At 52.3% G+C, this 13,352-nt stretch carries 15 protein-coding genes; all 15 read left to right on the top strand.

Annotated features, from left to right (window positions below):
* Positions 1–36: 36 nt before the first annotated feature.
* The 15 genes from H1S06_RS02850 to H1S06_RS02780 all read left to right on the top strand — a co-directional run bounded on the left by H1S06_RS02850 (position 37) and on the right by H1S06_RS02780 (position 13,331).
* Positions 37–552 (top strand): GspH/FimT family pseudopilin, encoded by a 516-nt coding sequence (locus H1S06_RS02850; RefSeq protein ID WP_181737127.1) that lies wholly within the window; start codon positions 37–39, stop codon positions 550–552.
* 35 nt (positions 553–587) lie between these two features.
* Positions 588–1,115, top strand: a complete 528-nt coding sequence (pilV, locus tag H1S06_RS02845) for a type IV pilus modification protein PilV (protein ID WP_181736999.1) — start codon at positions 588–590, stop codon at positions 1,113–1,115.
* Positions 1,112–1,864: a PilW family protein gene (locus tag H1S06_RS02840; RefSeq protein WP_181736997.1), complete on the top strand. Its 753-nt coding sequence runs from the start codon at positions 1,112–1,114 to the stop codon at positions 1,862–1,864. Before pilV (H1S06_RS02845) ends, H1S06_RS02840 begins: the two co-directional genes overlap by 4 nt.
* Entirely contained in the window at positions 1,861–2,280 is a 420-nt protein-coding gene (locus tag H1S06_RS15475; RefSeq protein ID WP_181736995.1) for a type IV pilin protein, read from the top strand. The genes H1S06_RS02840 and H1S06_RS15475 overlap by 4 nt, the downstream gene beginning before the upstream one ends.
* A gap of 18 nt (positions 2,281–2,298) precedes the next feature.
* Positions 2,299–3,612: a pilus assembly PilX family protein gene (locus H1S06_RS02830; RefSeq protein ID WP_181736993.1), complete on the top strand. Its 1,314-nt coding sequence runs from the start codon at positions 2,299–2,301 to the stop codon at positions 3,610–3,612.
* 25 nt (positions 3,613–3,637) lie between these two features.
* Positions 3,638–4,837 carry a PilX N-terminal domain-containing pilus assembly protein gene (locus H1S06_RS02825; RefSeq protein ID WP_181736992.1) on the top strand — a complete coding sequence of 400 codons (1,200 nt, stop codon included), beginning with the start codon at positions 3,638–3,640 and terminating at the stop codon, positions 4,835–4,837.
* Between the two features lie 288 nt (positions 4,838–5,125).
* Positions 5,126–5,650, top strand: a complete 525-nt coding sequence (locus H1S06_RS02820) for a GspH/FimT family pseudopilin (protein ID WP_181737125.1) — start codon at positions 5,126–5,128, stop codon at positions 5,648–5,650.
* Entirely contained in the window at positions 5,650–6,102 is a 453-nt protein-coding gene (gene pilV, locus H1S06_RS02815) for a type IV pilus modification protein PilV (RefSeq protein WP_181736990.1), read from the top strand. Before H1S06_RS02820 ends, pilV (H1S06_RS02815) begins: the two co-directional genes overlap by 1 nt.
* A gap of 1 nt (position 6,103) precedes the next feature.
* A complete protein-coding gene (locus H1S06_RS02810) occupies positions 6,104–7,171 on the top strand; it encodes a PilW family protein (RefSeq protein ID WP_181737124.1) in 1,068 nt (355 codons plus the stop codon).
* Entirely contained in the window at positions 7,168–7,635 is a 468-nt protein-coding gene (locus H1S06_RS02805; protein WP_181736988.1) for a pilus assembly PilX family protein, read from the top strand. Before H1S06_RS02810 ends, H1S06_RS02805 begins: the two co-directional genes overlap by 4 nt.
* Positions 7,636–8,012: 377 nt before the next feature.
* Positions 8,013–10,760, top strand: a complete 2,748-nt coding sequence (locus H1S06_RS02800) for a pilus assembly protein (protein ID WP_181736986.1) — start codon at positions 8,013–8,015, stop codon at positions 10,758–10,760.
* Positions 10,761–10,762: 2 nt separating this feature from the next.
* Positions 10,763–11,062 carry a hypothetical protein gene (locus H1S06_RS02795; RefSeq protein ID WP_181736984.1) on the top strand — a complete coding sequence of 100 codons (300 nt, stop codon included), beginning with the start codon at positions 10,763–10,765 and terminating at the stop codon, positions 11,060–11,062.
* On the top strand, positions 11,059–11,496 hold the full coding sequence (locus H1S06_RS02790; RefSeq protein WP_305058170.1) for a type IV pilin protein: 438 nt from the start codon (positions 11,059–11,061) through the stop codon (positions 11,494–11,496). The genes H1S06_RS02795 and H1S06_RS02790 overlap by 4 nt, the downstream gene beginning before the upstream one ends.
* Before the next feature lie 35 nt (positions 11,497–11,531).
* Positions 11,532–12,842, top strand: a complete 1,311-nt coding sequence (locus tag H1S06_RS02785; RefSeq protein ID WP_220183732.1) for a deoxyguanosinetriphosphate triphosphohydrolase — start codon at positions 11,532–11,534, stop codon at positions 12,840–12,842.
* A gap of 114 nt (positions 12,843–12,956) precedes the next feature.
* Complete coding sequence (locus tag H1S06_RS02780; protein ID WP_181736982.1) at positions 12,957–13,331, top strand: translation initiation factor Sui1; 375 nt, start codon at positions 12,957–12,959, stop codon at positions 13,329–13,331.
* The last annotated feature ends 21 nt before the right edge of the window (positions 13,332–13,352 follow it).

The raw sequence follows: 13,352 nt of genomic DNA, 5'->3' as shown, positions 1-13,352 counted from the left end.
TTTTACACGAATTCAGACAGCGTGGATAACATGACTATGCGCCCCGTATTTTCTAGGCTTCATTACCGCTCGCTCCGCTGCCGACAGCAGGGGCTGACGCTTATCGAAATCATGATCGCTATCGTGATTTTGGGTATTTTGTCTTCTATTGGCGTCCCTTCTTTTGTTGAAATGATTAAGGATAATCGCTTAAGCGCTCAGGCCAGTGACCTGACGGGGAGTATGCGTTTGGCGCGCAGCGAAGCGATCAAACGTAACGAGCGTGTCGGTATGGTCAGCGACGGGGTTGACGGCAGTTGGTCTGAAGGTTGGGATATCGTGGCTCGCCCGGGAGAAGCCGACGAGGAGGTTATTCGGACTCTGGATGCCTTGGAGGGCGGGAATACGCTGAACTGCGTCGGTGACTGTACGCGCATTCTGTTCACTGGGGCGGGCACGGTGGTGGCGAGCCAGGACTTGCGTCTGTGCGATGATCGTAATGAAGGGCGCCTTTTCTCGGTGCGGTTGACCGGCAGTCTTAAAACTGAACGGGAAGAGCATGGATGTCAGTGATGGTGGATGTGGCTGAAAATAAAAGGCGTGGGCAAATGGAATTGAGCCGACTTCATCGAACAGTCAAACGAGGCAGGAGTGATGGCTTTACCTTGATAGAGGGGCTGATCGCGCTGTTTGTATTTACGGTTGCTCTTTTGGGAATAGCAGCATTGTTGGCCCGTTCAGTCAGTGTCAGTCATGGCGCCTATTTGCGTTCGGTTGCGTCCATGCAGGCGTTGGATATTGCCGAAAGGATCAGGGCCAATGTGTTGCTCACGCCGTCAGAAATGGCATATGGCGGCTTTACAAGCTGCAAGGCGGGGAGTTTGCCGACAGTGGATACGAGTGTTCGGGAACAGTGTGTCGCCAATGCCTGTGATAAAAATACCCTGAGGGCTTGGGATCAGACATTGTGGTGTGTAGAGACTGCCGAACGTTTTGGGGCGCTGTTTCGTCAGGCCAGCATCACGGAAGACAGTGGCAGTTATGTGGTCAGTATCGAGTGGGATGAGCGTGTCATTGAGGACGATAACCAGCAGTCTATCGATTCACGATCATTTACCTGGAGGGTTAGCCAATGAGGCGTCTGAATCGGAGCCGTTTTCAGCGTCAGAACGGGGTTAGCCTGATCGAATTAATGATTGGCCTGGTTGTGGGAACCGTCATTCTGTTTGGCATTATTGAAACCATGCTGGTGAGCAAGTCGGCCAGTCAAACACAGCAAAGCATGTCGGCAATAGCCGAAAATGCGCGTTTTGCGTTTGAGTTCATGCACCGTGATCTGCGTATGGCCGGGTACGAATGCAACTCAGGGGGCGGTCACTATTGCAGCTGGGAAATGGTGGATGATGATGATAACCCGGATTCTCGCAGTGAACCTTATATAGCAGTCGATGACGGGGCTGTCGTCGGCCGCTTTTTTCAGCGTGACAGCTCGGTTGATCCGGTAAAAGACTACCTGGTTGAGGTGCGATACCAGGTTGTCGATGGCGAGTTGCTGTATAGCCGGTCCACTTTTGAAGTGGGGACCAAATCTGTTACGCAGAAGTTTGCTTCCGAAGTGCTGATTGACGGCCTGCAGGATGGTAGCGCCTTGGCGCTTGAGTTTGGTGTGCATGAGGAAGACGCTGCGGGGAATCAGGTGGTGCGCTATTACCCGGATGCTCCGCCTGCAGACAGCACTGTCGTATCGGTACGTATTACGTTGAACTTTGTCGATAATACTGAAAATGGATTGGCGCTGGAGTTTGATCAGGAAATATCTACAACGATTGCCTTTCGTAACCCTGTTATTGCAGTCAAAAAGAAACTGGCCGAGGAGGCATCATGAGGTCATTGGGTATTCTGCGCCAGAAGCAACAGGTCGGTTTTACGTTGATGGAGTTGATGATAGTGGTGGCGATTGCAGGCATTTTGGCCGCAATTGCATTGCCTGCATATAACGAAAGCATCCGTAAATCAAAGCGTGCTGAAGGTGCCGCGGCTTTGGCCAATTACGCGCAGCGCTTTGAGCGTTGTTTTACAGAGTCATTTTCATATACGGGCACCAATTGTCCGGCGGTGAATGACGGCAGTAGTAATTCGACAGAGAACGGTTATTACAATATCAAGGTTGAGAGCACTGCAACCAGTTACACATTAACGGCGCTTAAAACATTTGATGATGATTATTGCGGTGACTTATCGTTGACCCACACGGGGCAGAAAGCGGAAACAGGTACCAAGGGCGTGTCTTACTGTTGGTAAGCTGCCAATGCCATGAGGGTGGAGTGGAGTCTGCCTGAATTATTTTTGAACAGCGAGGCTGTAGTTATGTTGAGTCCAAGGCTTGGACAGGGAATCTACGGACCACGCCACCGTGAAGGCGGTGCGGTACTGGTTGTAGGGCTGGTCATTCTGGGGATTTTGATGCTGGGGGCGATGGCAATGATGCGAACCTCTGTTGAGGATGAGCGCATCGTGTCCAATAAGCGGGTTCAGGCTCAGGCATTCTTAACTGCGGAGGCCGGGTTGATGCATGCTCAACAGGCCTTGAATGTTAATTGGGATGAAGATACCTGCTCAGCGCATCCGGATGGCAGCCCTTTGTTTCTGAATGGCGACAGCTTTAACCAAAAAGAATTCTCCGGTCAGGGGATCGACCATGGGGCACGGGCACACTACACGGTTAGTATGGAAGACTGCGCGTCTAGCCCGATGCTCACCAGTGTTGCTGAGGTGTCGGGCAGTGGTGCGAGTGTGACACTGGTTGCAGCCTATCAGCCTCCGCTTCCTCCGGGTATTGATCCGCTTGACCCGCCTGCTGCCATCAGTTGCTTCGGAGGTGCTTGTGAGTTGGGTATTAAAGGGGGAGGTAATGATGGCATTCATGGTCTTGAAAGAGATATACCGCCCGAAAACTGTACGGGCAAACACTGCGAAATGGGATACAACGGCGGTTTGATGAAGCCTGCTGTGTATATGAGTGATGGTGGCAGTATCTCGGTTAGCGGTGGTGGGGCATCCACCTTTACCGGTTCAAGGCCGGGAGATCCCGAAACGGCAATCACTGTCAGCACCAAGAATAATCCTGAGTCTACGGTCTGGCATCCGGAGAACTACCCTGTCGATGAGCATGGGCAGCACCAGGTGCCGGGCAGTGAAATGTTTTTCGGGGATGATGCGATTATCAAGAAGGTCGATAGGGCATCCGATGTTTGGGGAAGTTTTGCCAAACCTGAGTTCGTTGTGCTGGATGATGATTCTGATACAAAGCAGCCTGCGATTGCCGGTCTGAAGAATGCGACTGTTGGTGGTGTTATGGTTATTGATGGTGTTGATATCAGTAACCAGGGGACCGGAGCCTTTGCCGGATTGATTGTCATAAAAAATTGCGGGACATTCAGTCCGGGCGGAAACTACTCTGTTTACGGTGCCATTGTTGTCGATGCCGAAGGGTGTGACGATTATCAACCCTTTGGAGGCAACGGGACGCCTTCGGTCAATTACAGCCTGGACGCCATTAAAGATGGTATCAATACTCTGCCACCAAGCGGCCCCGGGGCGCTGGCCAATTGGCAGCAAATCATCAACTACTGAACACGCTTTGAAGCGAAGGTGAGCTATGAAACATCAGTCGGGCCAAGTGCTGGTTGTCGGGTTGATTATTCTTCTGATACTGACTCTGGCAGGTGTAACTATGCTTGATGGTTCGGTGCAGGATGAGAAAGCGGCGAGTAATATGCGTGGCCAGTCCGAAGCGTTTATGGCAGCAGAGGCGGGTATGGCCGCAGCCCGTGATTCGGGTTACCTGAATGATGCCAACTGGTATGACTTTATGGATGGCGGAACATGCGCAGAAGGATTCGAGCTGGAACGCAATGACAGCTTTAACGGGCACGGTGCTTATACGGTAACGGTCAACACGGATGGATGTGGGGTCGGCGAGCTTTATCTGACCAGTGTGGGGCAGGTCGGTGCAGCCGAGTCCTTGAGGCAGATTGAATTCAGTCTGAAGTATACCGGTGCGCGGCCTGCTCCGATCAACTTTGTGGGTGATATAGAGACCTATGAAGGGGGTAACTCGAACGTGTTCTCGGTTGATGGGTCGGGTGGTATAGCGGTATCAACCAGTAACGATGAAAATCGAGAAAAAGTATATGACAATGTGTCATCCGAAGATCGCCTGGATAACTATAAGGGCGGCATTGATAATATTACCTTTGAGGCGCCTTGGGATAATGCCGTCAATATGCAGGGCTTTATCGAAGCGCTGATCAGTGGAGAAACACCGCCCGACTATATCGGTAACAATCCGCCCGGTGATTTGGGTTCGTCGCCTGACAATTACCGCACCACGATTATTACAGGTGATGCCAATATTGATATGAAGGGTAACAAATCGGGTGCCGGAATATTGGTTGTAACCGGTGCTCTTAACTTTTCGGGTACACCGTCGTGGGATGGCATTATCATTGCTTTGGGCGGGGCCGTTAATATTGATGGTGGCGGCAACGGGTTTGTGAAAGGCACCATGTTTGTCGCAGATGTAGAAGTGCCCGAAGATTGGTATAACGAAGCGACCGGAGAGGTCGATAGCAGCCAGTCCTGGTCTGAAGGGGCCGGCAGTGTGTATATCCAGAAAGGCGGCGGTACGGCCAACTATGTTTATGACTGCGATAATGTGACCAAAGCGCATGACATGATGCCGAGCGATGCGCAGGACATGTGGTCGGTCAATAATGGTGATGCCTGTGGAGGTACGGGGACGCCGCTGGGTGAAGTGTATGTGTCCAGTTGGCGTGAAGTGATCAACTCGCAGTGATTTGCTCATTGGGTGATGTTCTATAAAAAGAGTGTCGCCCGACGCCAGAGATAGTGTTAAGAGAGCAATCGAGATAAGGGCTGAAGGCGGCTGTGAGCGGCGTTGATCATGAAAGATAGCGTTACATTGGTTAAAGATTGCGCTATTATGACGCCCTTGTTGGACGCGATGTGATATAGGCTTTCTAGTGAAGCTGTTCCTGCATTTTTGATGTATTGCAAGAGTATCCAGGTATGTCACTGGCTGGCATCGCGCTACTTCCGACCTTTTCCAGTACGGAGACTAGGAATGAGGCTGCGACATCTATCCCGCGATGGTTCTTCTAGTCAGGGGTTCTCTCTGCTTGAAGTGATGATCACCATTGCCATTCTTTCTATTATTCTTTTTATCGGCATTCCCGGTTTTAACAGCATGTTCCAGGCTGCGCGCGAGCGTGCTGCGACCAGCAGCTTTGTAACCGCCATGAATCTGGCACGCACCGAGGCAATTACCCGGGGAGCTTTTGTACGTGTCTGTATTGGATCTTCCTGCACGGGCAGTTCGGATGAAATACAGGTGGCGGTTGAAAACGGTGGTAGTACAGAGCTGCTGCGAACCTGGGACACTGAGCGGGATGTAGAATACCGAAGCAATGGCACTGAAGGGTTGGGTGTGCGCTTTTCGCCGATGGGGTTGTCGGTGGATTCGAGTGGTGCGCAGCGCAAAGCCGGCATGAGTGTCAGTATTGTGGATACATCCGGTGCGTCTGAATCCGATGTGGCTGGGTACTGTATCGGTGTCACCGGAGGCGTATCCAAAGGAGGCTGCAACTGATGAGATCGATTGTCACAAGGGATTTACAGCATTTGCATCATGGCGAGAAAGGAGCAACGTTGCTTGAAGCGTTGATTTCCATGGTTGTGGTTGCTTTCGGCTTGTTGGGGGTGTTGGCTTTGCAGCTGTACACGATCAAGGGTAGCCAAAGCTCTCACCTGACGTCGCAGTTGACGTTGCATGCCTATGAGCTGTTCGATTTGATGAGGGCCGACCGCAAGGGGGCTTTGGATGGCGCTTTTGATGACGGTGCCGGTGGTGCGCGCAAGGATTGGCAGGACCGACTGACCGCAGTGCTGGGTGATGAGGCGAAGGCGACCCTGAAGCGTAGTGATGAATTGTTCGAACTGACCATCAGTTGGCCGGACGCTCGAGGGATGGTGGTGGATGGTGACGGCAACTCATCGGGTGAAGCCTCGGGTGGCAAGTTGGTCCTGAGTACGGAGATTTAACATGAAAGGATTTCGGTATCGGCAGTCGGGCTTTACGCTGATCGAGTTGATGATCGGCCTCACCATCGGGCTGTTTATCCTTTTGGGCGTGGTGATGGTTTACGTCAGCAGTGCGCGCTCTCAGGCAACCAGTGAGTCTCTGGCCAGGGTTCAGGAAAGTGGTCGCTTTGCAACCTACATGATGGCACGGGAAGTCCGTCAGGCCGGCTATATGGGCAGCTGTCCCGGCAGTGTCAACAACCTGCTGGATACCAGTAGCAGCCATTATGTTGAAGCGTTTTTTGATCTCGATTCGCCTATTCGCGGCTGGACGGGGTCTGCGGGAGCGCTGTCCAGTCATCTGTCGGACTATCTGCGTGGTGATGTATTGCTTATTACACATGCTGCACGCAGCACCAACTTGAAGGCCAAGGGCGCTACGCCGGCAAATGCTGCGTCAATTTCTTTTGACGGCGATGCGACGCTGGCACCTCAGGGCAGTATTTTGCTGATATCCGACACATATGGCTGTGACCTGTTTCAGCGAGCCAACAGCGGCAACGGTGCACTGGCTCGCGGTGCCGGTACGGGGGGTAAACAACCAGGCAACGTACCACCCAAAACACCTTGGAGTCACGATTACAAGGACGACATGGAAATCAACCGCTTGAATGCCATGGTGTTTTATATCGGTGAAGGCCCGGGTGGTGAGCCAGCGCTTAAGCAGTATCTGGTTGACCCTGCTCTGGGTGGTGGCAAAACGCCCTTGGGTATCGACACGGTACTGGTCGAAGGTGTAGAGGAGATGCGCTTGCGTTTCGGAATCGACGCGGACGGTGATGGTGCTGTTGATACCGGGCTGGATGGCTTTGTTGCAGCAAAAGATGTTGCGGACTGGAAGCAGGTTGTAGCGGTGCAGATTGCCTTACTGACGATCAGTGGCGGTAACGTCTTGGCTGGTGTTGAGCAGGAGCTGTATTGGCCATTTGACAGTAACGGCAACAGTACGCCGGACAAGGTTATTGCGGGTGACAAGAGCATGCGCAGTGTTTTTACCACGACCGTTTCGCTTAGGAATCGTTTGCCATGAACGTTGAATTCAATGCGTTAGCACGTTGCCGGAAAGAGCGTGGTGCCACCCTTGTGGTTGCCATGATCATGTTGGTTTTGATCAGTATCATCGGGTTCAGTGCCATGCAAACAACGACCATGCAGGAGCGCATGACCGGCAGTTTGAAAGACAAGGAAATATCGTTCCAGGCTGCTGAGGCGGCATTAAGAGCTCAGGAGAAATGGATCGACGACCAGGTGAAAATGCCGTCCTTGGATGACGTGTTTGCCGAGTATGGCAAATCGGGAGTTACAGAGTTGCAAGGGGTATCAGCTGACCCTCAGGCAAAAGCGGAAGAACGTTCCTTTGTGCCCGATAGCCTGGATGTGGGCCATGAAATCAAGACAGGTGTTGATGTGTACCGTGTGGAAGCTCAGGGGGTGGGGCAAACCGATCGTGCTCAGACTCGGCTGGAAAGCTTTTACGGTAAACGGTTTAACTAGGACGGGTTAGCTAGGGACGGAATATGAGCACATTATCCAGAATCGTTACATTTGTGTTGGCAGGTTCATTTGCCACATCCGCCATTGCCGCTACCGAGTTGTCACTGCCTCACGTGCCGTTATCGGTCTCAAGCTCCAAGGTGGCGCCCAACGTAATGCTCTTGATTGATAATTCGGGAAGCATGAATAATATCATCTGGGATGATGGGTATGATCCTAATGTTACTTATCCTCGCTGGGATGACAAAAGAGGCGGGCGAGGCAGTAATTGGAATGTATCCTCGGGGAATGTCCATTTGTCTTCGCTCAGCCGTGGGTATTGCTCCTATGGATATGTAGAGGCTGTCAGAAGAAATAATTCTTCTATCGGGAAGTGTATGGCCTTGCCTAACCCGGAAGGTGGCAGTACTCGCTATACGGGCAACTACCTGAACTACCTTTTTTCAACCTATCCCGATGGCTCCAATTTGCGTAATGGGACAGTGCCCAATGAAACGCGTATGACGGTTGCGAAACGAGTTGCCAGCAACATCGTCGGCAGTGTCGAAAATGTGCGTTTTGGCGTCACCAAGCTGTATTCAACCGAGGGCGGCAAGGTTGTAGCACAGTGCGGTGCTTCAGCAGGTACATTAGCGAGTGAAATCAGTAAACTCAGAGCTTCGACTAACACACCGGTCAGTGAAACATTGTATGAAATAACGCGTTACTTCAGAGGGCTTGACCCGCTTTGGAGTCGTGGGCGTCATACGTCTCCGATAGAGTACCGTTGCCAAAAAAACTTTACTATTGTAATCAGTGACGGTGAGCCAACCTACGATTCATTCAGGTACAACGATAATAGTAATCAATCAATTCGTTCGACTGTGTATGGCGATACTATCAGTGGCAAGAGTAATCGTTTGCCGGATTGGAATGGCGATGGTGATAAATATTTTCTGGATGATATAGCCGAGTTCGGTCGTGATCTGGATATGCGCAAGGGCGGGATGGATAAGGCTGGTAAAAGTTATGATGACAAGTCTTTTCCCAAGCAGAACATGGATACCTACACGGTCGGTTTTGCTCTGGACCATGATTTGCTAAAGCATACGGCAGAAGCTGGAAATGGGCAGTATTATACGGCCAATAACGCCGATCAGTTGACGGCTGCACTTGAAGCGGCCCTGTCTGATATTTCGGACAAGGTGGCGACTTCTTCAACGGCTGCTGTTTCTCACGGTGTGCTGTCGGCTAACACCCTGTCCATCATCCCCGAGTACAATAGTGAGCACTGGACCGGTGATTTGCAGGCTTATCGGTTCGATGTTGACCCCAAAAGTTCGACCTATCTTGAGCTGGTGAGTGAGTGGAAGAGCGCCTCTTCCCAAATCAGTTATTCGGGACGAAAAATTATTACGCAACAAGGAAATAGCGGTGTTCCTTTCCGTTGGGATGACCTGTCAGCGGTTGATCAAAAATTACTGGGCAGTGAAACCCTGCTTGACTACATTCGAGGAGATCGTAGTTACGAAGGGAAGGGGTATCGCAAGCGTGAAGGTTTGCTGGGGGATATTGTTGCTTCTTCCCCCCGTTATGTAGGCGCGCCAGCCGAGCGTTACCAGGATGACGATTATCAGCAGTTCCGTAAGGCACATGAGTCGCGCACACACGTTGTGTATGTTGGCGCCAACGACGGCATGCTGCACGCATTTGCAGCGGAAACCGGAAAGGAGTTGCTCGGTTTTGTGCCACGTGCCGTCATAAAAAACCTGAAGGCCCTTGCTGACGACAATTATGATCATCGCTTCTATGTCGATGGCACGCCAACTGTTTTGGATGCAAAGCTGGGTGATCAGTGGCGAACTGTGCTGGTCGGAGGGTTGAATCGGGGTGGTCAGTCTATTTACGCTCTGGATGTGACAGAGCCGGGCAGCTTCAAGGAAAGCAACGCGGACTCCATTTTCCTGTGGGAATTTGAAGACGAAGACCTGGGGTATACCTACAGCCGCCCAGCGATTGTACAGTTGCAGGATGGAACCTGGGCAGCTGTATTCGGCAATGGTTATAACAGCACTGAGGCGGATGGCAAGGCAAGTACAACGGGGGATGCTGTGCTTTTCGTTGTTGATCTGCAGAGCGGCAAGCTGTTGCATAAGCTGTCAACAGGAAAAGGCTACAGTGCTGACCCCACGGGGGCTGAGCGCCCCAATGGGTTGGCGACGGTTACTCCGATTGACCTGAACGGTGATAACAGTGTGGATTATGTGTATGCCGGCGACTTGTTTGGCAACCTGTGGCGCTTTGATCTTCAGTCACTGAAATCAGGCCCTTCGAAAGGTAAAGGAAAGGGCGGTGACAAGGCGGCTACTCTCTTGTTTACAGCCAGTGTGGCCGGAGAGAGTCAACCGATTACTTCGGCACCGACAGTAGGGCGCCACCCGCGAGGCGGTGTGCTGGTTCATTTTGGTACCGGTAAATACCTTGAAGTGAGTGACAAGGAAGACAGTAAGGCCAAGCAGAGTCTGTATGCCATCTGGGATCAGTTGGGCAACAAGGCTAAGCCGGTTGCTCGGGCCGATCTGCTTGAACAGGGAATAGTACCGCCCAGCCAGGTATCGAAAAAACCGGGCCAGGATTACGATGTACGCGTGACCACTCAGAATATTATTGACTGGTCGACGCATCGTGGATGGTATCTGGATCTGGATCAGCCAGCGGCAGAGCGTGTCGTACGCAAGCCGATTCTGCGTAATGGCAAGATTATCTATATGTCCTTGCTGCCGGTATTGAACGCGACCGACCCCTGTGTCAGCGAGTCGGAAAGCTGGTTGATGGAGCTGGATGCGGAGAGCGGTTCTGCCCTGAATTTTGCCAACTTTGACCTGGATGGCGATGGCAAGTTTGATCAGAATGATTGGGTTTCTGGCGGGTCTGGTGGTTCAGGCAGCGGAGGTGGTAATGGAGGTGGTAATGAGAGACCGCCTTCAGGTATCAAATTCGATGGCGAAAAACCGGCTCCTTCCATCATTCCGGTTGATACCGACAAAGAGGTTAAAATACTGGATAAAGATACCGTCATTATTGAAAACCCCGGCTCGGGTCTGGAAGGCCGAATCAGCTGGCGTGAACTGCAGAGTGGAAGCTGAAAATGAAACGAGTATTGAGCAGTCTGTTTGCATTGATTCTGAGTACGCCTGCGGTTTGTGCAGCAGGTGAAGGTGTAAACGTTATGCAGGGTGAAGTTACCAGTATCGTGGCCGGTGGTGTTGTTATTGATGGCGAGGTCTATCAGCTGACAGACTCAACTCGCCTGCTGGGGGTGTCAGAAACGGAGATTCGTGGTAAATCCGTCATCTCGGCCAAACTGCCACTGAACAGTGAAGTGCTGTATGAAGCGGGGGGAAAGAAAGCCTCTCAGCTGATTTATATCGAGGTGCTGGCAAAATGATGCACTCCAGACGCAAGATGCAGGGCTTTACCTTGATAGAGCTGATGATCGTGGTGGCGATCATCGGCATTATCGCGGCTATCGCTTATCCTTCGTACAGCGAGTACGTTAAGGAGTCGCGTCGGTCGGAGGCGCGTTCCAACCTGCTGGAGCTGGCCCAGTTTTTGGAGCGTTATCATGCAGCCAATGGGCGTTATGTCACGTCCAGTGGTGGTTCGGATGTGGCCCCTGCCCTTCCCTTTACAACCTCGCCCAAGGATGGTGGCAGCACGTCGTACACTTTTTCGGTGACCGGCGCCAAAAATAACGAATATACGCTGGAAGCAGCACCGACAGGGTCCATGTCCGGTGACCGTTGCGGCACGCTCACATTGAACCATCAGGGCATCAAGAGCTCGACCAGTGGCGACAGTGATGACTGCTGGGGACGCTGATCGCTGACTCATAAGGTTGTGGCCGGAGTATAGGGATGGATTGGTCGAAACTGCTTACTACCCATCGTTACGGTCATGAGTCGCTGACGCCCGACGAGGTCGGGCGCAGCCACTTCCACAAGGACCATGATCGTATAGTCTTTTCCAGTGCCTTCCGTCGCTTGGGGCGCAAGACCCAGGTACACCCTTTCTCTCTGAATGATCATATCCATACACGGCTGACACATTCCATGGAGGTCGGCAGTGTCGGGCGCAGCCTCGGCATTCGTGTAGGAGAATTGATCGCAGATCAGCTGCCGGCCTGGGTGACGCCCCAAGATGTTGGCACAATTGTTCAGTCGGCCTGTCTGGCACACGATATTGGTAACCCTCCTTTTGGTCATGCGGGCGAGTATGCGATACGTGACTGGTTTATTCGTCATGATGACGATGTACGCCTTGCGCCACTGAGCCAGATCGAGCGCCTGGATTTACAAACATTTGAAGGCAACGCTCAGGGCTTTCGTGTTGTTACCCGAATCGAAAATCACCTGTTTGATGGTGGCTTGCGCCTGACGTTCCCGACCTTGGGAACTCTGCTGAAGTATCCCTGGGATGTGGCGCTGGCCGGGCCCAAAGGCAAGTTCAGCGCCTTCAGATCCGAAGTCGAAATTCTGAATGCGATGGGCCGTGATTTGGGGCTGGTGGCCCTGGGGGACAACCACTGGTGCCGGCATCCATTAGCGTTTCTGCTGGAAGCCGCTGATGACATTTGTTATGCCATTCTTGATTTGGAGGATGCCATCGAGTTGCACATCCTCGATTTTGAAGATGTAAAAACGATCCTGTTGCAGTTGTGTGGTGATCTGGCCTTCGATGATGCCATCTTTGCAACGGAAGCATCAGCCCGGCGCAAGATATCCGCTTTGCGTGGCAAGGCGATGGAGAACATGGTGGACTCGGTTGTGGCCGTGTTCCGGCAGCACTATGCTGCGATCATGTCGGGGCGCTATCGTGGTGAGTTGCTGCTGGATGGCGACCCGATGGTGAAAGAAGGAATTTTGACGGCCAAGCGAGTTGCGCGCGAGCGAGTTTTTCCGAATTCCCGCAAAGCCGAGCTGGAAGTGGGAGCCTACACGACGCTGGGTGTGTTGCTGGATGCATTTTGTGATGCGGTGTATGAACAGCACAGTGAAAGGCGTGTCGGCTATCGCTCGGAAAAGGTGCTGTGCTTAATGGGTATTCATGCGCCACAGGCAGGAGACCCGTTATATGCGGGCTATCGGCGTGTACTCGATTTCATCTCGGGAATGACGGATAACTATGCAACCTATCTGGCTCGGCAAATCGGAGGAGTCGGGCTTTGATGTGGCGGCTTGGCCTCTGGCCAGTTTGGTATGAAGAGGCTGGCGATGAGCGCTGGGCATGAGAACCGGTTGTCGTAAAATACACGGATAGAATCAGCAAAGAGTTTGAGTAGTATGGCAAGTTTACGTGATCAACTGGGTGGTTTGGTCTATTCGACAGAAAGCGGGCGGCATTGTCCCGCGTGTGGCGAAGCTGTCAATGCTTGCCGATGTGAGGAACAGGCCGATGCCGAGCGTGTAGCCGCTTTGGATGGCATTGTGCGTATTCGTCGAGAAACCAGTGGCCGCAAGGGAAAAGGTGTGACGACGATCACTGGTATCCCCCTGGTGGAGAAAGAGCTGAAGCTTTTGGCGAAGAAGTTGAAGCAACGTTGTGGAACGGGTGGGGCCGTGAAAAACGGCATGATTGAAATTCAGGGCGATCATCGCGCCACTCTTAAAGCCGCTTTGGAAGCAGACGGTTATACGGTCAAGCTGGCCGGCGGTTAAAAATAATACGAGGAAGCAGGG

This window comes from Marinobacterium marinum (assembly GCF_013868415.1).
Lineage (GTDB): Bacteria > Pseudomonadota > Gammaproteobacteria > Pseudomonadales > Balneatricaceae > Marinobacterium > Marinobacterium marinum.
The sequence above is the reverse complement of the archived record's forward strand: the minus strand, read 5'-3'. Positions and strand labels throughout refer to the sequence as shown.